Annotated in this window: 21 protein-coding genes and 2 pseudogenes; 7 read left to right on the forward strand and 16 right to left on the reverse strand. The window is 70.7% G+C overall.

What is annotated here, in order from left to right; all coding sequences use genetic code 11:
- The 6 genes and pseudogenes from ACTIFU_RS11665 to ACTIFU_RS11690 all read right to left on the reverse strand — a co-directional run.
- Positions 1-253 (reverse strand): annotated as a pseudogene (locus ACTIFU_RS11665) (amidinotransferase); the annotation flags it as partial.
- A gap of 38 nt (positions 254-291) precedes the next feature.
- The gene (locus ACTIFU_RS11670) at positions 292-1,893 is read right to left on the reverse strand and encodes an amidohydrolase (protein WP_439578481.1); all 1,602 of its coding nucleotides are present in this window, start codon (positions 1,891-1,893) and stop codon (positions 292-294) included.
- Entirely contained in the window at positions 1,890-2,678 is a 789-nt protein-coding gene (locus ACTIFU_RS11675; RefSeq protein ID WP_439578482.1) for an ABC transporter permease, read from the reverse strand. Before ACTIFU_RS11675 ends, ACTIFU_RS11670 begins: the two co-directional genes overlap by 4 nt.
- A 1-nt stretch (position 2,679) precedes the next feature.
- Complete coding sequence (locus ACTIFU_RS11680; protein ID WP_439578483.1) at positions 2,680-3,564, reverse strand: ABC transporter permease; 885 nt, start codon at positions 3,562-3,564, stop codon at positions 2,680-2,682.
- Positions 3,564-4,643 carry an ABC transporter ATP-binding protein gene (locus tag ACTIFU_RS11685; protein WP_439578484.1) on the reverse strand — a complete coding sequence of 360 codons (1,080 nt, stop codon included), beginning with the start codon at positions 4,641-4,643 and terminating at the stop codon, positions 3,564-3,566. The genes ACTIFU_RS11680 and ACTIFU_RS11685 overlap by 1 nt, the downstream gene beginning before the upstream one ends.
- A complete protein-coding gene (locus ACTIFU_RS11690; protein ID WP_439578485.1) occupies positions 4,643-5,407 on the reverse strand; it encodes a class II aldolase/adducin family protein in 765 nt (254 codons plus the stop codon). The genes ACTIFU_RS11685 and ACTIFU_RS11690 overlap by 1 nt, the downstream gene beginning before the upstream one ends.
- Before the next feature lie 423 nt (positions 5,408-5,830).
- Here ACTIFU_RS11690 and ACTIFU_RS11695 point away from each other — a divergent pair.
- Positions 5,831-5,977 (forward strand): annotated as a pseudogene (locus ACTIFU_RS11695) (IS30 family transposase); the annotation flags it as partial.
- Positions 5,978-5,999: 22 nt separating this feature from the next.
- Here the strand turns inward: ACTIFU_RS11695 and ACTIFU_RS11700 are convergent.
- The 6 genes from ACTIFU_RS11700 to ACTIFU_RS11725 form a co-directional block, all read right to left on the reverse strand.
- Entirely contained in the window at positions 6,000-7,259 is a 1,260-nt protein-coding gene (locus ACTIFU_RS11700) for a c-type cytochrome (protein ID WP_439578486.1), read from the reverse strand.
- Positions 7,260-7,278: 19 nt separating this feature from the next.
- A complete protein-coding gene (locus tag ACTIFU_RS11705) occupies positions 7,279-9,237 on the reverse strand; it encodes a molybdopterin biosynthesis protein (protein WP_439578487.1) in 1,959 nt (652 codons plus the stop codon).
- 2 nt (positions 9,238-9,239) lie between these two features.
- Positions 9,240-10,211: a hypothetical protein gene (locus ACTIFU_RS11710; protein ID WP_439578488.1), complete on the reverse strand. Its 972-nt coding sequence runs from the start codon at positions 10,209-10,211 to the stop codon at positions 9,240-9,242.
- Between the two features lie 43 nt (positions 10,212-10,254).
- Complete coding sequence (locus tag ACTIFU_RS11715; RefSeq protein WP_439578489.1) at positions 10,255-11,070, reverse strand: SDR family oxidoreductase; 816 nt, start codon at positions 11,068-11,070, stop codon at positions 10,255-10,257.
- Between the two features lie 44 nt (positions 11,071-11,114).
- Positions 11,115-12,269 (reverse strand): TAXI family TRAP transporter solute-binding subunit, encoded by a 1,155-nt coding sequence (locus ACTIFU_RS11720; protein WP_439578490.1) that lies wholly within the window; start codon positions 12,267-12,269, stop codon positions 11,115-11,117.
- A 64-nt stretch (positions 12,270-12,333) separates the two neighbouring features.
- Entirely contained in the window at positions 12,334-14,280 is a 1,947-nt protein-coding gene (locus ACTIFU_RS11725; RefSeq protein ID WP_439578491.1) for a TRAP transporter permease, read from the reverse strand.
- Positions 14,281-14,369: 89 nt separating this feature from the next.
- Here ACTIFU_RS11725 and ACTIFU_RS11730 point away from each other — a divergent pair, with 89 nt between their 5' ends.
- The 4 genes from ACTIFU_RS11730 (at position 14,370) to ACTIFU_RS11745 (ending at position 19,016) form a co-directional block, all read left to right on the forward strand.
- The gene (locus ACTIFU_RS11730; RefSeq protein WP_439578492.1) at positions 14,370-16,115 is read left to right on the forward strand and encodes an acyl-CoA dehydrogenase family protein; all 1,746 of its coding nucleotides are present in this window, start codon (positions 14,370-14,372) and stop codon (positions 16,113-16,115) included.
- A gap of 145 nt (positions 16,116-16,260) precedes the next feature.
- Positions 16,261-16,986, forward strand: coding sequence for a glutathione binding-like protein (locus ACTIFU_RS11735; RefSeq protein ID WP_439578493.1), 726 nt, complete (start codon positions 16,261-16,263; stop codon positions 16,984-16,986).
- Positions 16,983-17,690: a glutathione S-transferase N-terminal domain-containing protein gene (locus tag ACTIFU_RS11740; RefSeq protein WP_439578494.1), complete on the forward strand. Its 708-nt coding sequence runs from the start codon at positions 16,983-16,985 to the stop codon at positions 17,688-17,690. The genes ACTIFU_RS11735 and ACTIFU_RS11740 overlap by 4 nt, the downstream gene beginning before the upstream one ends.
- Positions 17,691-17,786: 96 nt before the next feature.
- A complete protein-coding gene (locus ACTIFU_RS11745) occupies positions 17,787-19,016 on the forward strand; it encodes an MFS transporter (protein WP_439578495.1) in 1,230 nt (409 codons plus the stop codon).
- Here ACTIFU_RS11745 and ACTIFU_RS11750 read toward each other — a convergent pair.
- The 4 genes from ACTIFU_RS11750 to ACTIFU_RS11765 all read right to left on the reverse strand — a co-directional run bounded on the left by ACTIFU_RS11750 (position 19,007) and on the right by ACTIFU_RS11765 (position 23,268).
- Positions 19,007-20,113, reverse strand: a complete 1,107-nt coding sequence (locus ACTIFU_RS11750; RefSeq protein ID WP_439578496.1) for an alanine racemase — start codon at positions 20,111-20,113, stop codon at positions 19,007-19,009. The two genes, ACTIFU_RS11745 and ACTIFU_RS11750, sit on opposite strands and share 10 nt — an antisense overlap.
- Entirely contained in the window at positions 20,113-20,289 is a 177-nt protein-coding gene (locus tag ACTIFU_RS11755; RefSeq protein WP_439578497.1) for a hypothetical protein, read from the reverse strand. Before ACTIFU_RS11755 ends, ACTIFU_RS11750 begins: the two co-directional genes overlap by 1 nt.
- A 274-nt stretch (positions 20,290-20,563) precedes the next feature.
- Positions 20,564-22,132: a M81 family metallopeptidase gene (locus tag ACTIFU_RS11760; RefSeq protein ID WP_439578498.1), complete on the reverse strand. Its 1,569-nt coding sequence runs from the start codon at positions 22,130-22,132 to the stop codon at positions 20,564-20,566.
- The gene (locus ACTIFU_RS11765) at positions 22,132-23,268 is read right to left on the reverse strand and encodes a pyridoxal-phosphate dependent enzyme (protein ID WP_439578499.1); all 1,137 of its coding nucleotides are present in this window, start codon (positions 23,266-23,268) and stop codon (positions 22,132-22,134) included. Before ACTIFU_RS11765 ends, ACTIFU_RS11760 begins: the two co-directional genes overlap by 1 nt.
- A gap of 73 nt (positions 23,269-23,341) precedes the next feature.
- Between ACTIFU_RS11765 and ACTIFU_RS11770 the strand changes: the two genes are divergently transcribed.
- Positions 23,342-23,866: a dihydrofolate reductase family protein gene (locus ACTIFU_RS11770; protein ID WP_439578500.1), complete on the forward strand. Its 525-nt coding sequence runs from the start codon at positions 23,342-23,344 to the stop codon at positions 23,864-23,866.
- 28 nt (positions 23,867-23,894) lie between these two features.
- Positions 23,895-24,331: M20/M25/M40 family metallo-hydrolase (locus tag ACTIFU_RS11775; RefSeq protein WP_439578501.1), on the forward strand; the 437-nt coding region annotated here is incomplete at its 3' end.

The raw sequence follows: 24,331 nt of genomic DNA on the forward strand, positions 1-24,331 counted from the left end.
GGCCGCGCCAGTACCAGCCCGTCTCGGTGTCGCCATAGGCGCCGAGATGTTCAATGCGCTTGGCCGGATCGACCATCTTCAGCTCGTCGCCCGGCCGGTGCATCAGCACCACGCGCAAGCGCCCGACATCGTTGGTGCAGCCCCAGCGCCGGCCCCACACCGCGCGCTGCTCGCCTGCGTCCTCTAAGCCCGGGCTGGGGCGGGACGGGAACGTCTTGATCAGCATGTTGTAGCGGAACTCGCCCTCGGTCATGATCGACACGACCGTTCCTCCTTCGTTTTGTTACCGGATCAGCGTGGTGCGGGGATCGTGTATTCGGGTCCGCGCGCGGTCTCGACGTATTCCGGCCAGCGGTAGTGGATGGGCGCGGCGAAATCCTTCGGCAGCAGCGGTGCGAGCCAGCGTGAGCCGCCGATGCCGCCGCCGGTGCGTTGCACGAACTCCGCCCCCGCCCTCTCCAGCAGCGCGGGTTGTTCCAGCAGGCCGACGAACGTGGCGCCGGTGACCTCGGCCGCCTTCAGCCACATCGGATCAATGCAGGCCGGATGCCCGCCCATCGCGTAGCGCGTCCAGTCGGGCCAGTTGCGCCCTGGCGCATCGACGCGCAGCTGCGACCGCCCGACATAGAGCCGCGCCGTCGGGCAGTGCCAGGTCCAGTCGGTGTAGTCGTCGGAGGTGTAGTTCGTCTGCCAGGGCGGCAGATGCGCGCGCAGCGCCGCCTCGGCGTCCTGCGGCGTGCAGAGGCGCTGGATCTCGGGCGGGAACGGGTCGGCCACCGGCTCAGCGCCGCAGGCCGCGCGGAGCGCGTTGGCAAACGCGACTGCCTCGGCCGAATAGGCGGGCGCACCGAGGTCAGCGAACACATCGAAGGTCGCCTGGGCGATGGCGTGGTTCGGCAGCCCCGGGCGCGTCTTCGTCACCCAGTCCTTGCGCACGGTGCAGTGCGTCATCGCCGCGACGTGGTCGGCGTTGCGGTCCAGCACCGTCCAGACCCGCTCCTGCATCTCGATGGTCGGCGCGCGCAGCGCGTACTGGATCACCGCGAGCCCCGGCGGCAGGTTGTCCGCGGTCGCCTGGCCGGCCTGGAGGATCGCCTCGTTCAGCGACCATGCGCCCTGGTGCGGCAGCATGTTCTCCTTGAGATACTTCGCCGAGGTGTACATCAGGCACACGGCGTCGATCGCACCCGGCGCGCGGCTCACCGAGTGCGAGGAGTGCACCCCCGTGCGCGCGATCGAGGACGACCAGGTCTCGGGCTCGAGGCACTCGAAGGTGTAGATGCGCGACCAGTAGGTGGCGCAATGCGTGTCCCACAGGCAGGAATTGGCGAGCGACAGGAACGAGGTCGGATGCCAGGAGATCGCGGCGGTGAAGGCGTCGTAGAAGCCGTGCGTCGCGTGCACGGGCTTGGAGCCGCACATCTTCTCGGCAGGCTCGCCCATCAGCACGAGCGTGCCTTTCAGCCCATGCTTCTCCATCGCGTGCTTGGCCGCGAGCGTGCCGGCGAGCGCGCCGATGCCCAGCGCCGAGTGCGGATCGGTGTGGCCGGCCGTGTGGGCATGCGTGCCGGCGCGCGGCTCGCGGCGGGCGACCGGCTCCTGGCTGGTGCCGGGCACGGCGTCGTACTCGGCGATGGTGGCGAGCACCGGCGCGCCCGCCTGCGTGCCGGGCGCGGTCCAGGAGGCGCGGAACGCCGTCGGCATCCCGGCGGTGCCCTCCTCGACCGTGAACCCCTCGCGCCGGAGCCGCGCGACGAACCAGGCGGCGGAGCGGTACTCGCGCCAGGAAGGCTCGGCGAGGCGCCAGAGATGCAGGTGGTCCGCCGACAGCGACGCCGCCTGCGCGGCGACCCAGGACGCCGCATCGCGCTGCGCCGCGCTCAGGTCCGTCATCGTTCCCGCTTCCTCCGTAGCCACAGATCGCCGGCGAGCATCACCATCGACAGCAGCATCATCACGCAGGCCGCCACCGCCATCACCGGATCGAGATTCTCGTTGATGCCGTCCCACATCCGACGCGGCAGGGTGAACAGCGCACGCGAGGCGATGAACAGGATCAGCACCGCCTCGTCCCAGGAGTGGATGAAGGCGAAGATCGCGCCCGAGGCGATCCCCGGCATCACCCGCGGCATGATCACCCAGCGCAGCGTCTGCGGCAGGTTCGCGCCCATGCTGCGCGCTGCCTGCTCCAGCCGCGGATCGAAATTCGCCAGCGTCGCCGAGACCGTGATCACCACATACGGGATGCCCGTGACGCCGTGCACCAGGATGATGCCGAGATAGGTGTCGAGCAGGTCGAGCCGGATCCAGAGCCGGTAGATGCCGAGCGCATAGACGATCGAGGGCACGATGATCGGCAGCAGCATCAGCACGCGCACGAGATCGGTCAGGCGTGTCGAGAGCTTCCAGCACCCGATCGCGCAGAGCGTGCCCGACACGACCGCCAGCACGGTGGAGAACACTGCGATCACCAGGCTTTGCCAGGTGCTGGTGAGCCAGCGCTCGGAGGTGAAGAAGGTGACGTAGTGCTGGAGGCTCGGCGCCTCGTAGGGCAGCGAGAGGAAGCGCTGGTCGGTCAGGCTCAGCGGGAAGACGATGCTGATCGGCAGCAGCAGAAACATCAGCACCGACCAGGCGAGCGCCTTCGCAGTCGGGCCGGCCTGCGCGGAGCGGTCCATCTCAGTGCCGGCTGCCGAACAGCCGCCGGAAATCGACGACGCGGGCGAAGATCGCGAGCACCAGCACGACCGCGACCAGCAGCGTGCTCGCCATCATCGTGCCCACGCCCCAGCGGATCAGATCGAGGATCTGGAGCTTGATGTACTCGGCGACCATCAGCGTCCGCCCGCCGCCGAGGATCGCCGGGGTGACATAGAAGCCGAGCGAGAAGATGAAGACCAGCACCGTCGCGGCGACGATTCCCGGCAGGGTGAGCGGCAGGAACACACGGCGGAACGCCTCGCCCGGAGTCGCGCCGAGCCCGCGGGCGGCCGGCACGAGACGTGGATCGATGTCGCGCATCGACGCATAGAGCGGCAGTACGGCATAGGGGATCATGTAGTGCACCATGCCGACCGCGATGCCGAACTCGTTCCAGATCAGCCGCAGCGGCTGGTCGATCAGACCGATCCCGAGCAGCGCCTCGTTCACCACGCCCTGGCTGCGCAGCAGCGTCACCCAGGCGAAGGCGCGCACCAGCACGCTGATCCACAAGGGCAGCAGCACGCAGACGAACATCCAGCGCTGCACGCGCGGCGAGGCGGAAACGAGCGCGTAGGCAACGACGTAACCGGCGAGCAGGGTGATCGCGGTGGTGATGGTGCAGATGCGCAGCGTGGTCATCCACACGCGCTGCAAGGCCGCGCTGGTCACGAGCCGCTCGTAGTTGCCGAAGCCCGGCTCGGGCTCGGTGAACGAGATCCACAGCACCTCGGCCAGTGGGAAGGCGTACAAGGCCGCCATCAGGACGACCGCCGGTGCGATCAGCAGCCACCACGAAAACGATGCGCCGAGAAACCACGTCTGCCGTGCCGTCTGCGGCAAGGTGGCGGCAAGCGTCGCCATCAGTCCTGCACCACCGGCACCGAGGCATCGGCCGGCCACGCGAGACGCACGCGACGTCCCTCGGCCGGCTCCACCGGGCAGCGCCAGGCTGGTACGGTCACCTGGAAGGAGCCGGCAGCCCCGGTCTCGACGATGAGCGCGAAGGAGGTGCCAAAGTACGACCACGCCGCAATAGTGCCCTCGACCGTGTTCGGCGCAGCCTCGCCCTCAGCGGCGATGCCGATCTTCTCGGGCCGGAGCGCGATCAGCACGTCGTCCCCCGGCGGCGGCGGCCCATTCTGCACGAAGCGCGCGCCGTCCACCGCATAGGCGAAGCCGTCCTGCCGCCGCTCGACGACCCGCCCGGCAAGGAAGTTCGACTTGCCGAGGAAGTCGGCGACGAAGCGCGTGGCCGGGCGTTCGTACAGCGCGCCCGGCGGACCCTCCTGCACCAGCCGGCCGTCGCGCAGGATGGCGATGCTGTCGGACATCGACAGCGCCTCCTCCTGGTCGTGGGTGACGTAGATGAAGGTCAGCCCCACGCGCCGATGCAGCGCCTTCAGCTCCACCTGCAACTCTGCGCGCAGCTTCTTGTCGAGCGCGGAGAGCGGCTCGTCGAGCAGCAGCAGCGCCGGCTGGAACACGAGCGCACGGGCCAGCGCCACGCGCTGCTGCTGCCCGCCCGAGAGCTGGCTCGGCCTACGGTCCTTCAGATGACCGAGCTGGACGAGATCGAGCGCCTCGGCGACGCGCCGCTCGGCCTCGGCGCGGGCGACGTTGCGCACCCGCAGCGGGAAATGCACGTTCTCCGCCACCGTCATGTGCGGGAACAGTGCGTAGCCCTGGAACACCATGCCGAAGTTTCGCTTCTCGGGCGGCAGCGGCGTGATCGGCGACTCGTCGAGCAGGATCTCGCCCGCGGTCGGCTGCACGAAGCCCGCGATCGCCATCAGGATCGTCGTCTTGCCCGAGCCCGAGGGCCCGAGCAGCGTGACGAACTCGCCGCGCGCGATCGTCAGCGTGACGTCGTCGACCGCGCGCGTCGGGCCGTAGTGCTTGGCGAGGTGCCGCACCGTCAGGCTGTGCTGCAGCGCCGCCATCAGTCGCGGTAGCCCGGGTCTTCGCGATCGAGCAGGCGGCGCAGCGCCGCCCAGGGCCGCCAGCCCGTGTTCGCCGGCGCGGTGAACTGCGCCTGGGTGCGCGCGACCACCTCCGGCGGCGGTATCGACAGCGTGCGGTTCATCGAGGTCGCCGCCACCTGGATCCGGCAGGCCATCTCAAGGTAGTACATGTGATAAAATGCCTCGGCGACCGTGCGCCCGACGGTCAGCAGGCCGTGGTTGCGCAGCAGCATCCCCGGCGCATCACCGAGATCGCGCACCAGCCGGTCGCGCTCGCTCAGATTGTCGTCTGCCGCGATGCCCTCGTACTCGTGCACCGGCACGCGGCCCGCGAACTCCATCGACATCTGGTTGAGCGGCAGGATGCCGTCCTTCGTCGCCGCCACCGCCATGCCGGCGAGCGTATGGGTGTGCATGACGCAGTGCGCATCGTCGCGGCCCATATGGATTGCAGAGTGGATCACGAACCCGGCGGGGTTGACCGGCCAGCGCGCATCGCCGACCGGGTTGCCTGCGACGTCGATCACCACCAGCGACGAGGCGGTGATCTCGCCGAACATCATGCCGTAGGGGTTGATCAGGAAGCGCGGCTCGCCAGGGCCGGGCAGACGCGCCGAGAGATGGGTGAAGATCAGGTCGTCCATGCCGAAGCGCGCGATCAGGCGGTAGGCGGCAGCGAGGTCCTCGCGCAGCGCGCGTTCGGTCACCTCGGCTTCGGGCGGTTGCGGCGGCATCGCGTTCATGCGTCGATCCGTTGCGTTCGGTGACCATCACCCCGGGGTGATGGCGCCGGAGTGTCAGCCTAACCTGCCGCTTCATCAAGGGCAGGTCAGGGACCCCACACCATGAGCGATCCGGCGGCAGCACGTCGCTCGCCGCTTGCGCATCTGCATGAGGCCGAGGCAGAGCAGGTCGGTCGGCTTCATGCCCGGCGCGTGAAGTCCTTCCTTCGTGGTGATTGTCGGCTGCTGGTTCCGCGTGATTCGCTTCTTGGTGTCGATTCGCGGAGCGTGCGATGGGCGCAGCGGTGCTGATCCGGACGGACATCGAGGCGGCGGAACTGCGTCGCCCTGCACGGCCGGAGGACGGACCGCCGGGTCGCTACCCGGCTGCTCGGCCTGCCGCGAGGGCCGCATGCTGCGCCTGGTGAGGTCGCTGAACCTGTCCTTGCCGGGCACGGCGCCGATGACCTCGCCGCCGTGACCGCGGCGCTCAACAGCAGACCCCGCAGGACGCCCGGATGGAGGACGCCCGCCGAGGCTCTCGACGCGGCGCTCCGATCAGTCCAGGCCGGCGTTGCGACGACCAGCTGAGACCGGGAAGAATTGAAGTGACCTACCCGCCGGTCTCGCGCTCCAGGAAGTCGAGCAGTGCGCCGAGGTCCTGCGCATTGCCCACCACCTGCTCGGGCATCTTGGTGCCCGGCGTGTAGGTCGCGGGCCCCAGGGTGAACAGCTTCGCCACGGTCTCGCGCGTCCAGACGATGTCCATGCCCCTGAGCGCCTCGCTGAACGGGTAGTCGGGCACGGTGGCGATGCGCCGTCCGAACAGCCCGGCAAGCGTGGGGCCGGCGCGGTTGGCGCTGTCCCCCTTCAGCGTGTGGCAGGCGGCGCAGGCGCGGAACACGCGCGCGCCGGGGTGGTCGGAGGAAGCCTCCTCCTCCAGCCCCGTCACCGCGCCGCCGAGATGCGCGCCCGTCTCGGGGTCCCAGCGCCGCACCCGGCGGTCGGACCCGCCCGTCCAGAGCACGCCGTCGGGGGCGAAGGCGGCCGCCCAGACCGGCAGGCCGGGGCCCGTGAGCGAGCGGATCAGCCGCCCCTCGGGCAGGGCCCAGATCGCGACGCTGCCGCGGATGCCGCCGGCGGCGAGCCGCGTGCCGTCGCGGCTGGCGGCGAGCGTGATCAGCGGCGCAGTGCCGGCGTCGAGCCGGCGCGCTGTCCCCCCGCCAGGCGGGATGAGGAACACCGTGCCCTCGGCGCCGGCGGCGGCGATGCCGCCGTCCGGTAGTACGGCGAGCGCGTTCAGCGGGAACCCCGCCTCGAGCAGCACGCGCGGGGTGCCGTCGAGCGGCCAGAGCCGCACCGTGCCGTCGTAGCCCGCGGACACCACGGCGGACCCGTCGGGCAGCCAGCCGACCGCGTTCACCGCGTTCTCGGTGTGGCCCTGGAAGACGCGCGGCTCGCCGCCGTCCACCGGCCAGACGCGCACGGTGCGGTCCCACGAGGCCGAGGCGATGCGCTGCCCGTCCTGCGCCGCGGCCACGGCGGCGACGCGCGCCTCGTGGCCCGCGAACATGCGCGCGGGCTCGCGGCCGCCGGGGTGCCAGAGCGCGATCCGCCCGTCCTCGCCGCCGGTGACGAAGCGCCCGTCCGGGAGAAAGGCGACCGCATCGACCGCCCCCTCGTGCGCGCGCAGCACCGCCTCGGCAGCGCCGCGCGCGGGCGACCACAGGATCGCCGACTGGTCGAAGCTGCCGGAGACGACGTGCGTGCCGTCCGGGCTGACGGCGATCGCCTTCACCGGGCCGCCATGGCCGCGCAGCTCGGCGGCGGCGGGCGAGGCAAGGACGAGCAGCAGAGCGACGATCAGGCGCATGACGACCCCTCCGACGCGCTCAGGATGACGGCGAGAACCCGAGCGCCGTCAACGCCGCGCGCGTGGCGGGCTCGGTCAACAGATCGCGGAAGGCGCGCACGGGGGCGCGATCGAGGCGGGCTTCGGGCACGGCGAAGTCGTAGTGCTCCTCGGCGAGCGGGATGAAGCCGAGCCCGTAGTCGCGCGCCACCGTGGCGATCGCCACCCCCCAGTCGGCGCGGCCCTGCGCGACCGCCGCGGCGACTGCGTTGTGGCTCTTCGGCTGGTTCAGGAAGCCGGACGGGCGGGCGCCCTTCAGCAGCCCGTCGATCAGCACGCGCGTGCCGCTGCCGGCATTGCGGTTCACCATCAGGCAGGACGGGTCGGCGAGCGCGCCGGCGACCGCCTCCTCCGCGGTGCGGTTCTCGAAGCGGGCGTCGCCGGGACGGAACACGACGCCCTGCATGCGCCGCCAGCCCGGGATCAGCGCCACACCCGCGGGCAGCAGCGGGCGGTTGTAGGTGCCGGTCCTCGGGTCGAGCAGGTGCATCGGCGCGAGGTCGACCTCGCCGCGGCGGGCAGCGGCCAGCCCGCCGAGCGAACCCACGTTCAGCACCTTGGCGGTGATGCCGCGCTCGGCGAGCAGCCCGGCGATCCGGTCGAGCCCGACGCAGTGGCTGCCGATCACCACCAGGTCGGCCGGGCGGGTGCCGCGCCCGATCAGCGTGACCGTGACCGGCACGCCGGCCTCGACCGCGTCCACCAGCGCCGGAACGGCGACGAACCCGTCGGCGAGCGAGAACGCCGTGACCGCGCCCGAGCCCTTCGCGAGCGGATAGGCGGCGAGCCCGGTCTCGCTGCGGACCAGCGAAACCATCGCGTACTCGGTGCGGCCCAGTTCCGAGGGCAGGCGCACCGCGAGCCGCGCCTCCACCGTCTCGGCCTCGGTCTCGGCCAGCCCGGCCATCGCCCGGATCAGCGGGGCGACGAAGCCGTGGAAGGTGAACACCGCCGAGGTCGGGAAGCCGGGCAGCACGATCAGCGGCGTGTCGTCGGCAACCGCCAGGCAGAGCGGCTTGCCCGGCTTCAGCGCCACCCCGTGCACGACGATCCGCCCGATGCGCGAGACCACGCGGTAGCAAAGATCGCCCGCTCCCTTCGAGGTGCCGCCCGACAGCACCACCAGGTCTGCCGCCGCCAGCGCCTCGGTCAGCGCCCTCTCCAGCGCTGGCTCGTCATCCGGCACGATGCCGAGGGGGATCGCCGTGCCGCCGGCCTCGGCGACCGCGGCAACGACGATCGCCCCGTTGCTGTCGAACACCCCGGCCGGGCGCGGCGGTCCGCCGGGGGCGACGAGTTCGTCTCCCGTAGAGAGCACGGCGACGCGCGGCCGGCGCACCACCGAGACCTCGGCGCGGCCGACCGCGGCGAGCATGCCGAGTTCGCGGCTGGTCAGCACGCGGAAGCGGCGCAGCACGGTCTCGCCCCGCGCGATGTCGCCGCCGGCGCCGCCGACATGCGCGCCCGGGGCGACCGGGCGGCGCAGCGCGATCCAGGCGCCCTCGTCATCCTCGCCCGGCTCAGCGTGCTCGACCATCACCACGGCATCCGCGCCGCGCGGCATCATCCCGCCGGTGGCGATCACGCTCGTGATGCCGGGCTCGACCGCCAGCGCCGGCGGGTGGCCGCAGGCCAGCACCTCCGGGTTCAGCCTCAGCCGCACCGGCGACACCTCAGAGGCAGCCAGCGTATCAGCCGAGCGCACCGCGAAACCGTCGACGATCGAGCGGTCGAAGCCCGGCACATCGACGCCGGCGACCACGTCCTCGGCCAGCACGCGGCCGAGCGCGAGGCCGAGCGGCACGGTCTCGGGGCCGAGCGGGCGCGGCACCAAGGCGGTGGCGAAGCGGCGCCGCGCCTCGTCCTCGGACACGACCTCGAGGAACTGCTCCTGCCGGGCGGCGGCGCGCACTGCGGCCATGGCGTCCAGCGGCGGCATGATCAGAACCGCTGCACGGCGACCGTCGCCCCGGCCGGCAAGCCCTCGCTCTCCGGCGGAACCACCACCATCCCGTCGGCGGCCGCGAGCGCGGCCAGCGTCGGCGCGTCCGGCGAGGCCAGCGGCTCGGCGATCTCGCCGCGCAGTCGCACCAGGACAAGATCGGTCATCCCCACAGCAGAGGCGATCCGGCCAAGGAGGCGCGCGGTGACCACCTCGGGCTCCGGCCTGCCCGTAAGGCGTCGGATCACGGGCGCGCCGAGCGCGCGCCAGCCGAGCCATGCCGCCGCGCCGCCGGGCAGGCGCAGCACGGGCACGCCATCGGTCTCGTCGAGCGCGGCGGTCTCGATCGGGCGCGCAGCGAGGCAGGGCTCGCCCGCAGCGGGCCGCACCAGCAGATCGGCCTCGCCCCGCTCTGTCTCGCCAGCGGCGGCGCGCAGCATCGCCTGTGCAGGCCCGTCGAGCCTGATCGAGACCACCGGCTCGGCGCGCACGGTGAGCGCCTCGCGCCCGAGCGCAGCCGCGATCGCGATGTGCGGCGGACCGAGCACGGTGCCGTAGGGCACCAGCAGCATCCCGGCGGCCGCTTCGCCGCCGGCGCCGACCGCGCCGTCTCCCGGCGCCGCCGCGACCGTCGCCGCCAGAGCCCCACCGATCTCCTCGATGGCCTCGCGGGCGAGCACCGCGTCCGCGCCCACGGGCAGTACACCGCCCGCCGGCACCGTCTCGGCAAGGCTGAGCGGAACGGGTCCGTACGGCCCGGCGCCGAGGGTCTCCTCGGCGCGCACCGCGACCCCGGACCGTCGCGCGACCGGGCGCGACGGCAAGGGACCGAAGGCCCGCAGCGCCTCGGCCAGGACCCGGCCGGCGGCGCGCGGAAGTGGCACGGTTTCAGTGCGCGCAAGCGGGGGGATCGCGGCGATCCGACCAAGCAGCGCGGCCAGCGGCGTCAGGGTGCGTGGAAGGCGATCCATCGCGCGCAGATGTGGCGTGGCCGCCAGGCGAACGGAACCCCCATCACGCCGAGGACGTCGCCTCCTTCTTGGGCCGGAAGCCCTCCCACTCGGAGTCGGTCAGCCCCTCGAGGAAACTGAAATTGCCGGCCCCGCGCAGCCAGCGTCCGCCGTCGATCGTGACGCAGGCGCCGTTGATGTAGGCTGCCTGGTCGGACACGAGATAGGCGGCGAGGTTCGCGAGTTCCTCGTGCTCGCCCACGCGCTTGAGCGGCACGGTGGTGACGACATGCGCGGCGAGATCCTCGCGCGGGAACAGCCGGTCCCAGGCGCCCTTGGTGGGGAACGGGCCGGGTGCGATCGCCACCGTGCGGATGCCCTTCGGCCCCCACTCCACCGCGAGCGACTGGGTCATCGCCAGCAGCCCGGCCTTGGCCATGGCCGACGGCACGACGTAGGGGCTGCCGGTCCAGGCATAGGTCGCGACGATCGACAGCACCACGCCGGGCCGTCCGGCAGCGAGCCAGCGCCGCCCGGCCGCGGTGGTCGCGTAGAGGGGACCGTGCAGGGTGATGTTCAGCACGGCGTCGGCCGCGCGATGGCTCAGCGTCTCGGTGCGCGCGATGAAGTTCGCGGCAGCGTTGTTCACGAGCACGTCGATCCCGCGCTCGGCGAAACAGGTCTCCATCACAGCGTCGACCGCCGCCGGGTCGCGCACGTCCACGCTGTGGGTCGTCACCTCGACATCGGTCGCCGCGCCGATCTCGGCTGCGGCGGCCTGAAGCACGTCGAGCCGCCGTCCGACCAGCACGAGATCGGCACCGAGCTCGGCGAACCGCCGGGCCATCGACCGGCCGAGCCCGGTGCCGCCCCCGGTCACCAGGATCCGTTTGCCGGACAGGAGACCGGGAGCGAACACAGGACTCAGTTCTCGAACACCACCGGCAGACCGGCCGCGCTCAGCGCGTCGGCCCGCGCCTTCAGCCAGGCGCTGGCGAACGCCTCAGCCTCGGAGGGCGCTCCGCCGATGAAGCCCCGCCACGTGGCCTGGAGCACCTGCTGGCGCTTCAGCAGCGCCTCGTTGTGCGCATCGTGCTCCGGCTTCCACACACCCGCCTCCTTCAGCGCGCGCACGGCACCGGGATGCCAGGGCACCACCCAGCCCAACCGCTGGCGTTCGAGCGCCCAGCCGATATTGCCGGGAGCAGCCGCCTTGTACTCGTCGTAGAGGACGAGATGGGCGCGCACGTAGTTGTAGACGAGCGCCTCGTCGGTCGCGGCGTAGGTGGAGAGGATCGGATAGGGATAGGTCGCGCCCTCGACCGGCTTGTCAGGGGTGATCTCCGCGCCCTCCTTGCCGATGCCGGGGATGTAGAATGGCGCGCGCGCCTGAACGCGCGCCCAGCCTTCCGTGTCGTTGTGCGGGACCGGGGGATAGTGCACGCCGCGCGAGGAGGCGGCGAGCTGATAGACCGGTCCGGCGATGGTCGAGGCGAAGGCCGCGTCCACCTGGCCGTTGATCAGCCCGGTCATCGAGGCGCCGTAGCCGCCGAAATCGACCCGCTGCACGTCGTTCCAGCCCAGATTCGCGAACGCCATCAGCGCAGTGATGTTGCCGTTCAGGCTCGGCGCGCCGGCGACCCAGGCGACGCGCTTGCCGCGCAGATCCGCGAGCGTGCGGATGTTCGCATCCTTTGCCGTGATCAGCGTCAGCAGCTGGTCGGAGTTGTTGAGCAGCACCAGCCGGATGTCCTGCGGTCCCCAGTCGCGGCTGGCGCCGAACTCGTACACGCCCTCCTGGCTGAAGTAGGACGCCACGCCGAGATAGCCGAACTGCGCGCGCCCGTCGCGCAGCGGCACCTGGCGGGCGACGTCGTTGCGGCCCGGCAAGGCGCGGATGCTGACATTCAGCTTCTGGCGCATCGCGTTGCCGATCGCCACCACCTGATTGTAGCCGCCCGAGCCGACATCGTAGGCGGTGACCGCGATCGTGGCGGGCAGCTGGACCGGCGCCGGCTGTGCCAGTGCCGTCCCCGCGCCTGCGACCAGCAGGCCGGTGGCAAGCATGGTGCGGATCATGCGTTCTCCTCCCTGTGAACTCCCGGCCTGTGACCTCCCGGTTGAACGGAAGATGGCGTGCGCATCACGCCGCCGCAACCCGCGTCGCACCGCCGCCGAAGCGCAGCAGCAGGAGCGCGAGCCCCGCAAGCCCCAGCGCCGCCGCCACCAGCGTGCCATGGCTGAGCCCGGTCAGGGGGCCGCCGGGCAAGGCGAAGGCGATGCCTCCCGCCGCGAGCAGCACACGCGCCGACAGCCCGGCAGGATTGCCGCGCATCGCTCCGAACCCCATCAGATAGCCCTGCAATGCCGATCCGAACAGCACGATGCCGATCACCGCGGTCCCGATGACCAGCCCGATCTCCCATGCCGCCCCCTTCAGGATCAGCGCCGGGTTCAGCACGAAAAAGAACGGCACGAGATAGATCGCCGAGCCCAGCCGCATCGCCTCGAAGCCGGTGCGCATCGGGTTCGCCTTGCCGACCGAGGCCGCCGCGAAGGCGGCCAGCGCGACCGGCGGGGTGATGAAGCTGACCATGCCCCAGTACATGATGAAGAGATGGACCGCGAGCGGATCGAGACCGCCTCGCACCAGGGCGGGCGCCAGCGTGATCGCGAGGAAGATGTAGCAGGCGGTCACGGTCATCCCCATCCCGAACACGAACGAGGTGATCGCGCCCATCAGCAGGAGCACCAGCGTGGAGTCGCCCGCAAGGAAGACGAGATCGTTTGCGAGCGTCCCCGCCATCCCGGTCATCGCGAAGGCGCCGACGATCAGACCAACGCCGAGCAGGATCGCAACGAGTTCGGCGAGCGAGCGGGCACAGTCGGCGAAGAACTGCGCGAGCCGGTAAAGTCCGAGCCGCCGGTCCGGCAGCACCTGGTTGATCACCAGCATCAGCGCGGTCGCGTACCAGGGAGCGAGGTTCTCCTGGTTCTCGCGCAGCATCGCCCAGATCAGCAGCGCGAACACGGCGATGAACGGCCAGCCGCGCGCGAGGGTCGTGCGCGTGGGCGGGATCTCGGTCTCGGCGACCCGGCCGAGGCGCTGGCGTGCCGCGTAGCCGTCGATCTGCACCACCAGCCCGAAGTAGAACAGCAGGGCCGGGATTGCCGCGGCGATCGCGACCTCGACATAGGCGATGCCAAGGAACGAGGCCATCACGAACGCGGTCGATCCCATCACCGGCGGCATCAGCACGCCACCGGTGGAGGCAACCGACTCGACGCCGGCGGCGGTGTGCGGGGCGAAGCCGGTCCGCTTCATCGCCGGGATGGTGACCACGCCCGAGGCGATCACGTTCGAGATCACGCTGCCCGAGATCGAGCCCTGCAATCCCGAGGAGATCACCGCGACCTGTGCCGCGCCGCCACGCCAGCGTCCGACCAGCCCGAACGCAAGATCGGTGAAGAAGCGTCCCGCGCCCGTGTGGTTCATCGCCACGCCGAACACGATGAAGCCCACCACCAGGTCGCCGAAGGCGCGCATCGGGATCCCGAACGCGCTCTCGGTCGAGAACGCGTGGAAGCTTATCGCGTCAAGGAACGGCGTCGCGATGCCCGAGATCGGGCCCGGCATCGAATCCGCAACCGTGGGATACAGCGAGATCAGGAACACGATCACCGCGATCGCGGTGCCGCCGGCGCGCCGCGTCGCCTCGATCACGACCACCCAGGCCGCGACCGAGATCCAGCGCGCCGTCTCGGGCGCGGCGTACTCCCATCCTTCCAGCAGGATGCGATCGGCGGCGAACGCAAGCCAGATGAACACCGCTGAGGCCGTGACCGCGAGCAGCCAGTCGATCGTCGGGATTCCCGGCCGTCTCCGGCGCCAGCCCGGATAGCCGAGGAACACGACCGGCATGAACACTGCCGCGAGCAGGAACAGGTAGCGGTTCTCGAGGACGACACGGCCGAGGAAGAACTGCAGGTTGAAGTGCTGGTTGACGGCAAGAATGATGCCGGCCACGCCCAGCACCGTCGCGATCCCACGCGCGATCCCGTCGAGGCGCTGCGGCTCTGCCGTCTCCACGCCGTTCCCCCTCGGTTCCGTCTGGGCGGCACTCCAGGGACGTGTGGTAGCATCCGCCGGTTAGGATGGTCCAGGACGGAGGAACGCCGATGCCGGAAGGAGGCCTCGCGACGCGCGACCGGCACGGCGTCGCGCCCGATGCGGCCGGTTTGAACCTGTACCGGGTCGATCAGTCGCTTGCGATGCTGCTCGACCTCCATCTCGCACCGGCCCTGCATGCGCATCTCGAACCGCATCTCGATGCGCTGGGCGAACTCGCCGGTGGCGAGCTCGATGCGCTCGCGCGAGAGGCCGACCGCAACGGGCCGGCGCTCGCCCCGCGCGACCGGTTCGGCACCACGATCAACGAGGTCCGCCACCACCCGTCCTATGCGGCGATGCAACGGATCGGACTCGCCCGGTTCGGCCTCGCCGCGATGGTGCATCGGCCGGGCGTGCTCGGCTGGCGGGAGCCGCTGCCTGCGGTGGCGAAGTACGCGTTTCAGTACCTGTTCGCGCAAGCGGAGTTCGGGCTGCTGTGCCCGATCTCCATGACCGACACGATGGCGAAGGTGCTGCGGCTCTATGCCTCGCCCGAGCTTCAGGAGCGCTGGCTGCCGCGCCTGACCGGCCAGGAGCCAGAGAGCTGGGCCTCGGGCGCGATGTTCATGACCGAGCGCCAGGCGGGCTCGGATGTCGGCGCGATCGAGACCATCGCCGCGCGCCAGCAGGACGGCACCTGGCGGCTCACCGGCGACATGGGGTTCTGCAGCAATGCGGGCGCCGATGCCGCGCTGGTGCTGGCGCGCGCCACCGGGGCGCCCAGCACCAAGGGACTTGGCCTGTTTCTGCTGCCGCGGCTGCTTGAGGACGGCACACCGAACCACTACCGGATCGTTCGCCTCAAGGACAAGCTCGGCACGCGTGCTATGGCCTCGGGCGAGATCGTGCTCGATGGCGCGATCGCGTATCTGGTCGGCGACGTCACGCGCGGCTTCGCCCAGATGGCAACCATGGTGAACCTCTCGCGGCTGTCCAACGGCGTGCGCTCGGCAGGGATGATGCGGCGCGCATTGATCGAGGCGACGGTCGCCGCGCAGGCGCGCACCGCGTTCGGCCGCAGCGCGATCGCCTTCCCGGCGATGCGCCGCACACTGATGAAGATCCGCCTGCCCGCGGAGGAGGCGCTGTCGTTCTCGCTGTTCTGCGCGGCGACGATGGATCGCGCGGATGCGGGCGACGCAGCGGCCGCGCGCGTACTGCGGCTCGCGACACCGCTGCTCAAGTTCCGCGCCTGCCGCGACGCGCGCGCCGCGATCGGTGATGCGATGGAGGTGCGCGGCGGCAACGGCTACATCGAGGACTTCGTCGAGCCGCGGCTGCTGCGCGACGCGCATCTCGGATCGATCTGGGAGGGCACGTCCGCGGTGGTGGCAGAGGATGCGATCAAGCGCGGCGTCGGACGCGGCAGCTGCCTGCCCGATTTCGTCGCCGCCCTGACTGCGCTGCTCGCCGACGTGCCGCTGGCCGCGGCAGGACCGGTCGCCGAGACGCTCAACCGCGCGGCGCGCTTCGCCGAGGAGGTCGCCGAGACCGACGACGACGGTCTCTATCGCCAGGCTGCCTCGGGGCTCTACCACGCCGCGTGCGCGGCCCTGTTCGTCTGGGAGGGAACGGCGCTGGCCGCGCGCGGAGGCGATGCGCGGCGCGCCACGCTCGCGCGCCTGGTGCTCGACCACCGACTGTCCGCGCGTGATCCGCTCGCCGCCGGAGACCGCGCCGACGAGACCGCGATCGCAGATGCGTGGATCAACGACCAGGAGCTATCGCTGGAGGACGCGCTCGACCTCATGTGACGCGGTGGTCGTCCGGCACGCAGCCTTGCGCGCGGCGCAGGGCAACCCTGTGACATACTCCGTCCCTGACGCGGCCGGGCCTGTCATGCTTCCCCGACCAGCGGGCGCAACTGCCCGAGCCTGCCTCGCGCACCAAGGAGCTATCATGATCGACCTGTACTACTGGCCGACGCCGAACGGCCACAAGATCACGATCTTCCTCGAGGAAACTGCGACACCCTACACGATCAAGCCGATCAACATCGGCAAGGGCGAGCAGTTCGATCCCGAGTTTCTCAGATACGCGCCGAACAACCGCATGCCGGCGATCGTCGATCACGCGCCGGCCGATGGCGGCGATCCGCTGAGCGTGTTCGAGTCCGGCGCGATCCTGCTCTATCTGGCCGAGAAGCACGGCCGCTTCATCGCGCCCGACCTGCGCGGGCGCGCAGCAACGCTGGAGTGGCTGTTCTGGCAGATGGGCGGGCTCGGCCCGATGTCGGGGCAGAACACGCATTTCCGCGCCTATGCGCCGGAGAAGCTGCCCTACGCGATCGACCGGTACGAGCGGGAAGTGAACCGGCTCTACGGCGTGATGGACAGGCGGCTCGACGGGCGCGACTTCCTCGCCGGCGAGTACTCGATCGCCGACATGGCCTGCTACCCGTGGGTGGTGCCGCACGAGCGCCAGGGCCAGAGGATCGACGAGTTCCCGCGCCTGAAGGCATGGCTCGCGCGGATCGCCGAGCGCCCTGCGGTGCAGCGCGCCTACGAGCTCGGCAAGCAGTACCAGACGGCGCAGGCGCCCATGGATGACGAGCGTCGGCGCATCCTGTTCGGCCAGACCGCCGCCAGCATCGCCGCCGGCCAGCACGGCCCGCGCGCAGCGTGATCACCCTCTACGAGCTCACCGGCGCGGATGTCGCACGCCGGTTCAGTCCCTATTGCTGGCGCATCCGCATGAGCCTGCGTCACAAGGGTTTGCCGTTCGAGGGAATCGCCTGGCGCTTCACCGAGAAGGACCGTCTTGCGCCGGCGGGATCGCAGTTCGTGCCGGTGCTCCGGGACGGCGACACCTGGGTGCACGACAGCATGGCGATCGCCGAGTACCTGGAGGCGACCTACCCGGACCGGCCGGGCCTGTTCGGCAGCCCGCACGGTGCGGCGCTCGCGCGCTTCGTCGCCGCCTGGACCGACCGGACGGTGCAGCTGAATGCGTCGCGGCCAATCCTGATGGATATCTTCAGCTGCCTTCATCCTGGCGACCGGGACTACTTCCGCACCACGCGGGAGAAGAGGTTCGGCAAGCGGCTGGAGGAGGTCTGCCCGGACCCGCAGGCCGAGTTGCCGTCGTTCCGGCTGCTACTTGAACCGGCGCGGCGCGTGTTCGGCAAGCAGGCCTATCTCGCCGGCGAGGCACCGAACTACGCCGACTACGCGCTCTACGGTACCTTCATGTGGTGGCGCATGACCAGTCGGCTCCCGCCGTTCGAGCGCGAGGACATCATGTCCAGCTGGCTCGCGCGCATGGACGAGGCGTGCGACGGCGAAGGGAGGCGCGCGCTCGCCGCGGCGGGAATGCAGCCGGAAGGCTGATCCGGCGGCGGGCGGTGCGCCGCCGGTGGCCGCACATCCCTGAGTTGCCGTGGGCATGCTGGTCACCGCACCCGTCGATGTGCCCCCATAGCCGCCATGAGCTCCTCCCCCCAGGGCACGCCGGCCGACATCGACGGACGCCGCGCCTGGCTCCGTCTCGTCGCCTGCATGGTGCTCGGCACGATCGGCAGCGTCGGAATGTGGTCGATCGTCGTCGTGCTGCCGGCCGTGCAGGCGGAGTTCGGCGTGACGCGCGGCGACGCCTCGCTGCCCTACACCTTGACCATGCTCGGCTTCGCCTCGGGCAATGTGCTGCTGGGTCGGATCATGGACCGGACCGGCGTGATCCCGCCGCTGCTCGCGGGGATCGTCTGTCTCGCCGCCGGCTACGCCCTTGCCGCGACGGTCGGTTCGATCGTGCCGTTCGCGATCCTGCAAGGCGTGATCGGGTTCGGCGCGGCCGCGACCTTCTCGCCCCTGATCGCCGATCTCTCGCACTGGTTCCGCCGCCGCCGCGGCATCGCCGTGGCCGCGGCAGCGACCGGCAACTACATCGCCGGCGCGGTCTGGCCGCTGGCGATGCAACTCACCCTGCCGGCCCATGGCTGGCGCGTGACCTATCTCGCGATCGGCGCGACCTGTCTGCTGCTGATGACCCCGCTCGCGGCAAAGCTGCGCGCGCGTCCGCCGCCGATCGCGGGCGCAGCGGAGGCGGCGGCGCAGGCAAGCCGGCTCAGCGCCGCGGGGCTGACACCGCGCTCGCTGCAGGTGCTGCTCTCGATCGCCGGGCTCGGCTGCTGTGTCGCGATGTCGATGCCGCAGGTGCATATCGTCGCCTACTGCGTCGATCTCGGCTTCGGGGTGGCGCGCGGGTCCGAGATGCTGGCGTTGATGCTGGCCGGCGGCGTGATCAGCCGGCTCGCCTCGGGGTTCCTTGCGGACCACATCGGCGGCGCGCGAGTGCTGCTGCTCGGCTCGGTGCTGCAAGGCCTGTCGCTCGCCGCCTACATCCCGTTCAACGGCCTTGCCTCGCTCTATGTCGTCTCCGCCGTGTTCGGGCTGTCGCAGGGCGGGATCGTGCCATCGTATGCGATCATCGTGCGCGAGTACCTGCCGGCGCGGGAGGCAGGGCGGCGCGTGGGCATCGTCATGACCATGACGATCATCGGCATGGCGCTCGGCGGCTGGCTGTCCGGCGCGATCTATGACGCGACGGGGTCGTACCGGGCGGCGTTCCTCAACGGCATCGCCTGGAACGTGCTGAACATCCTGATCGTGCTGTTCATCCTGTTCTCGGTCGGGCGCCCGCGTCCCGCCTACCAGTAGTTCACCCGCGGCCAGACCGCGACCACCTCGTCTGACGCGCCGTCGACAACGTGGTAGCGCTCGTAGGCCGCCGCAGTCAGGCAGGAGTGGTTGGGCAGCACGCGTACCCGCGCACCCACGGGCAGCGCATCGAAGGGCAGGGGCCGATCGCACTCGACCACGCCGTGCTCCTGATAGGCGCGCGTGACGATCGCGTCGCCGAAGACGGGTCGTCCTGCGAGATCGACCACCAGGCCGAAGCCGTAATCCTTCGCCATGGTCTGCGTGCCGCGATCCTTCGACAGCGCGAGCGCGCCCGCATCGATCAGGATAGTGTTGCGTGCCGGCTTCCGCCCGATCACGCTCGCGAGCACGGAGACCGCGACGTCCTCCATCGGCTGGGTGTACAGCTCGACCTGCATCAGGTCGCCGAACATGTAAACACCCGCGCGCACCTCGGTCACGCCGGCGAGCGAGGCCGCGTGCAGCGCGGTCGGCGAGGAGCCCATCGAGACGATGCCGATCTCGTGCCCGGCCGCGCGCAGCCGCTCCGCGGCGCGGACGATGCCGGCGCGCTCGGTCTCGGCGACCGCGCGGATCTGCTCGACGTTGTGGCCGGCATAGGAGTGGCCGGCATGGGTCATCACCCCGGCGAGCCTGGACCCGAGCGCCGCGGCGATCGCCGGCAGCGCGTCGTCGTCCGACGTGACGCCGCCGCGGCCTTCGCCGACATCCACTTCGACCAGCGCACGGATGCGCCCCGGATGTGCGGCGATCGCCCGCGCAGTGTCGAGATCGTCGGTGATGACCTTCACGTCCGCACCCTTGGCGTTCATCGCCGCGACCGCATCGAGTTTCGCCGGCACGATGCCGACCGCGTAGATCTGATCGCGGAATCCGGCCTCGGCGAGGTAGCGCGCCTCAGCCAGCGTGCTGACGGTGATCGGCCCGAAACCGGGTGCCGCCAGCATGGCCACGTCGATGCTCTTCGCCGTCTTGAGGTGCGGGCGCAGCGCCGCGCCGTTGCGTGCCACCGCGCCGGCCATCATGCGCAGGTTGCGCATCAGCGCCGCTCGGTCGAGCACCAGCGCGGGGGTCGGCAGGTCGTCGAGGCGCATCACCGCTTCCTGATCTCGTGGACAAGGAACCGACCGTCGTTGAACGGTGCGACCGTCATGCCCTGGCGGGTGGCATACACGGAGGACGGGTAGTAGACGAAGATGATGATCGTCTCCTCCTCGAGCGCGATCCGCGCGGCCTCGGCGAACAGGGCATTGCGCTTCTTGTCGTCCAAGGTGGCGAGCGCCTCGCGCGCCAGGACTGCCCAAGCCCGGGCGCCATCTCCTTGTTCGGCCCCTCGCTGATCAGCCGCCAGTAGAGGTGTTCGAGGGTGTTGTCGGTCTCGCTGGCGAAGCGGACATGCGGATCGAGGGACGAGAAGCCGAGCTTGATCCCCATCATCAGCGTCTCAGCCGCGGCGCCCCGGCCGACCGCAACTGCCGCCGCCCCCAGCACAGCTCTTCTCACTCCCCTCCTCCCTCGTCGCGTCGCAGTGTCCGACGAAGCGCTCAGCGCCGCAACTGCCTTGGCGACCATTTCACCCCCTCATCCAGCGGGATCACCGGACGGGGCAGGCGCTTCCAGCCGAACCGGCTGAGGATCGGGCTGGTGAGCCCCGGCGCGTCCACCTCGATGATGCGATCGTTCGTGAAGAACTCGTCGAAGCCGCCGCGGAAATGCCCGCGCGACTTCACCACCACCGAGCGTGCCTGTCCGATGTCGAGCCCGAGCATCTCGAAGAAGGCCGGGTCGGCGCATTGCGTGCGATAGGAGACCACGACCACGGTGATGCCCCCGAGATCGAGCGCGGCGGAGGAGCCGAGCCGCATGTCGCGCCCGGCGAAGATGCCGCGCCGCCCCGTGACGCGCCCGTCCGAGAGCGCGCGCACGGTCGCCGGCACGCTGAAGGGCTTCGAGAATTCGTTGGTCTCGGCAGTGTTGAAGCGCGCCTCGATCAGCGCACCCACGCCCGCCGCATGGGCAGCCGCGGCCAGCGGCGGGTCGTAGATGATGCCGACAAGACAACCCTGCACACCGGCCTGATGGAACGACTCCAGGATCCACATCGTGTTGCCGCGCCCACCGCCGCCGGGATTGTCGGCGACGTCTGGAAAGCAGAGCGCGGGCTTCGCAGGGTCCTCGCCGACCGCCTTGGCCTTCGCGGTCGCCTGGTCGAGCGGTGTCAACCTGGCGTTGAACCGCTTGCGGTTCGACCAGCCGAGGGAGGCGATCTCCTCGGCGAGTGTCTCGGCCGTCGCTTCGTCACCCCTTCGCGCGGTCACCACCACGGCGAGCCCGTTCTTCGGCGTGTCGCTGTAGGCGAACCCACCCATGACCGACACGTTCAGGATGCGCCCGACACAGTCCGGCTCGGCGATGCGCCGCTGGCCGAGATCGATCATCTCGCCATAGGGACGATCGGTCGCGTCCATGCCCGTCAGCATGGTCACGGTGGGGGGAATGATCGGCAGACGGATGAGCCTGCGCGCGGTTTTGGCCCCGCGGAGCAGCGCGCGCACATGCCCGGCCGCCTCCTCGCCACGCTGCCACATGTCGAGATGCGGGTTGGTGCGGTAGCCGACGAACACATCGACGCTCTGCACCATCGCCTCGGAGATGTTGGCGTGCAGGTCGAAGGTTGCGACCACCGGGACATTTGACCCAACCACCTCACGTACCATGGCCAGCATGTCGCCGTCTGGGTCGGCCCGCTCGGTCGAAAGCCCGGCGCCATGCATGCAGGTATAGACGGCATCGAGCGGCGCGGCACGCTCCAACCCCTTGCGCCAGATGCGCATCATCTCGGTGAAGGTCTCCTCCTCCACCGGTCCGTTCGGTTCGGCCATGGCGAGCAGGATCGGCACCGGCTGCCACGGCCCCGTTGCGTCCATCGCGGCGACGAAACCCGGTACCTCGCCGAGCGCGATCGGTGTGGCGCAGCGCGCATCGGCGATGATCGCATCGCGCTCAAGCCAAACGCAGGACTCGAAGTCCGCGCGTGTCGCTGGCGGGGCGAAGGCGTTGCACTCGATCGAGAAGCCCAGAATGGCGATGCGCGGTGGTGGTTTCTGGACCATCAAAGGATCATTCCCATCAGCTCGGCGATGCGCGGTGTGGCCTTGAGCCCCGTACCAGTCAGCACCAATACCGTCGTCTGTTCGGCGCCGATCGTGCCGGCGGCGCGCAGCTTGGCGAGCGCTGCAGCAGCCGAAGCGCAGGTCGGCTCGACATAGATGCCGATGCGCGCGAGCGAGAAGAGTGCCGCCTCGATTTCGGCCTCCGTCACCGACACCGCCCCACCTTCGGACCCGCGCAGCGCCCCAAGCACCTCGCGCAGGCGAATCGGCCTGGCGATCGCGGTGCCCTCGGCGATCGTGGGCGCGATCTCGCATGCGACCGGCTCGTCGCTGCCGGCGAGGAACGCCGCCGCGATAGGCGCGACATTGGCGGGCTGCACCGCGAACAATCGAGGCATCCGATCGATCGCGCCCGCGCGCAGCAGCTCGCCGAAGCCGATCTCGCAGCCGAGCACGTTCGAGCCTGCCCCGCAGGGGATGATGATGTTGTCGGGTGCTTCGAAACCGAGGTCCTCCCACAGCTCGTAGGCCAATGTCTTGGTGCCGTGCAGGAAGAACGGATGCCAGTTGTGCGAGGCGTAGAAGATGCGCTCGGCCTGGCGCAGCGCGGCGTCCGCGCAGTCCTGGCGCGACCCCGGCACGAGCTCGATCTCGGCGCCATGTGCCTTCATCTGCACCGTCTTGGCAGGAGAGGTCGCGGCGGGCACGAGGATCTTCGCGCGCATCCCGCCCGCCGCCGCGTAGGCCGCGATCGCCGCTCCGCCGTTGCCGGAGGAGTCCTCCAGCACCGCGGTGATGCCCTGCGCGCGCAGCCCCGACAGCATCACCGACGCACCGCGGTCCTTGAAGCTGCCCGTGGGCGCGAACCATTCGAGCTTCAGAAGCGCGCGCGTGCCGTCGAGCCGACGCTCGATCAGCGGCGTGCAGCCCTCGCCTATCGTGATCGGCGCGACCTCGGGCCCGAACGGAAAGGCGCGGCGGTAGCGCCAGAGGCTGCGCACATCCCGGTCGATGTCGGTGCGGGTGATGCCGGGCAGCGGCGTGAGCAGCAGGGGGGTGCCGTCGTCCGAACGCCAGCGCGGGCTCGTGAGCGGAAACGTCCGCCCGGTGCGGGGGTCGAGATAGGCGGGGGTCATGCGCGCGGAGGGTTGCCGAAGCGCGGGCCGGCTGCAAGGCTGCCTCTCTTCCACGCAAAACCCAGGAGTGCCCGTGCGTCCGATCTGGCATTGCCATATCGCCGTCTCGCTGGATGGCCACATCGCTCGGCCCGACGGCTCGGTGGACTGGCTCGCCGAGTATCCCGCCGAGGCGTTCGGCTTCGAGGACTTTCTCGCAGGCGTGGATGCAATCCTGATGGGCCGCGCCACCTACGAGGCCGTGCGTCGGCTTGGCGCGTGGCCGCATCCGGGCAAGCCGACCGTCGTTGTCACCTCGCGCGCACTGCCGGATCCGCCGGATCGGGTGGAAGCGCGCGGTGGCGAGCTCGGCACGATCGTCGCCGAACTGGAGCAGCGCGGGCTTCGACGCATCTGGATCGAGGGCGGCGGACAGCTCCTGCGGGGCATGCTCGCGATCAGCCGGCTCGACGTGCTGGAGATCGCGGTGATCCCGATCGTGCTCGGCAACGGCATTCCCCTCTTCCCCGCCGGCGCGCCAGAGACCAAGCTGCGTTTGGCACGGTGCGAGGCAAAGCCGCGCGGCGCCCTGCACGTGGTCTACCAACGCGCGGCGTGACGCGGAGACGCAAAGGACACCCCGGCCAATGACCGACGATCTCGGCGAGCGCACGCTCCGCCTTGCCCGCGACCTGGTCGCGATCGACAGCCGGAGTTCGGTGAGCAACATCGCCGTCGCCGAACGCATCGAGGCCGAGCTCGCGGGTTTCGAGGTCGAGCGGCTGGACTGGACCGATCCGAACGGCGTGCCCAAGCGCGCGCTGGTCGCGCATCGCGGCCCAGCGCGCGGGGGTGCTGCCTTCAGCGCGCATATGGACACGGTGCCCGACACCGGCTGGACCAGCGATCCCTGGACGCCGCTGGTCGCCGACGGGATGCTGCACGGGCTCGGTGCCTGTGACATGAAGGGGCCGCTGGCAGCGAGCCTGATCGCCGCCCAGGCCGCACCCGCGGACCTGCCGCTCAGCCTGCTCTACACCTTCGACGAGGAGACGACGAAGGCCGGCGCGCGCCTGATCGCCGA

The sequence above is a fragment of the Elioraea sp. genome (assembly GCF_051860475.1).
Lineage (GTDB): Bacteria > Pseudomonadota > Alphaproteobacteria > Acetobacterales > Acetobacteraceae > Elioraea.

Coding starts and splice junctions, on each gene's coding strand:
- ACTIFU_RS11685 (WP_439578484.1), bottom strand. CDS start 4,643: ATGGCGGCGCTGCAGCACAGCCTGACGGTGCGGCACCTCGCCAAGCAC.
- ACTIFU_RS11690 (WP_439578485.1), bottom strand. CDS start 5,407: ATGAACGCGATGCCGCCGCAACCGCCCGAAGCCGAGGTGACCGAACGC.
- ACTIFU_RS11720 (WP_439578490.1), bottom strand. CDS start 12,269: ATGATCCGCACCATGCTTGCCACCGGCCTGCTGGTCGCAGGCGCGGGG.
- ACTIFU_RS11670 (WP_439578481.1), bottom strand. CDS start 1,893: ATGACGGACCTGAGCGCGGCGCAGCGCGATGCGGCGTCCTGGGTCGCC.
- ACTIFU_RS11735 (WP_439578493.1), top strand. CDS start 16,261: ATGATCGACCTGTACTACTGGCCGACGCCGAACGGCCACAAGATCACG.
- ACTIFU_RS11745 (WP_439578495.1), top strand. CDS start 17,787: ATGAGCTCCTCCCCCCAGGGCACGCCGGCCGACATCGACGGACGCCGC.
- ACTIFU_RS11730 (WP_439578492.1), top strand. CDS start 14,370: ATGCCGGAAGGAGGCCTCGCGACGCGCGACCGGCACGGCGTCGCGCCC.
- ACTIFU_RS11710 (WP_439578488.1), bottom strand. CDS start 10,211: ATGGATCGCCTTCCACGCACCCTGACGCCGCTGGCCGCGCTGCTTGGT.
- ACTIFU_RS11750 (WP_439578496.1), bottom strand. CDS start 20,113: ATGCGCCTCGACGACCTGCCGACCCCCGCGCTGGTGCTCGACCGAGCG.
- ACTIFU_RS11680 (WP_439578483.1), bottom strand. CDS start 3,564: ATGGCGACGCTTGCCGCCACCTTGCCGCAGACGGCACGGCAGACGTGG.
- ACTIFU_RS11700 (WP_439578486.1), bottom strand. CDS start 7,259: ATGCGCCTGATCGTCGCTCTGCTGCTCGTCCTTGCCTCGCCCGCCGCC.
- ACTIFU_RS11765 (WP_439578499.1), bottom strand. CDS start 23,268: ATGACCCCCGCCTATCTCGACCCCCGCACCGGGCGGACGTTTCCGCTC.
- ACTIFU_RS11760 (WP_439578498.1), bottom strand. CDS start 22,132: ATGGTCCAGAAACCACCACCGCGCATCGCCATTCTGGGCTTCTCGATC.
- ACTIFU_RS11675 (WP_439578482.1), bottom strand. CDS start 2,678: ATGGACCGCTCCGCGCAGGCCGGCCCGACTGCGAAGGCGCTCGCCTGG.
- ACTIFU_RS11705 (WP_439578487.1), bottom strand. CDS start 9,237: ATGCCGCCGCTGGACGCCATGGCCGCAGTGCGCGCCGCCGCCCGGCAG.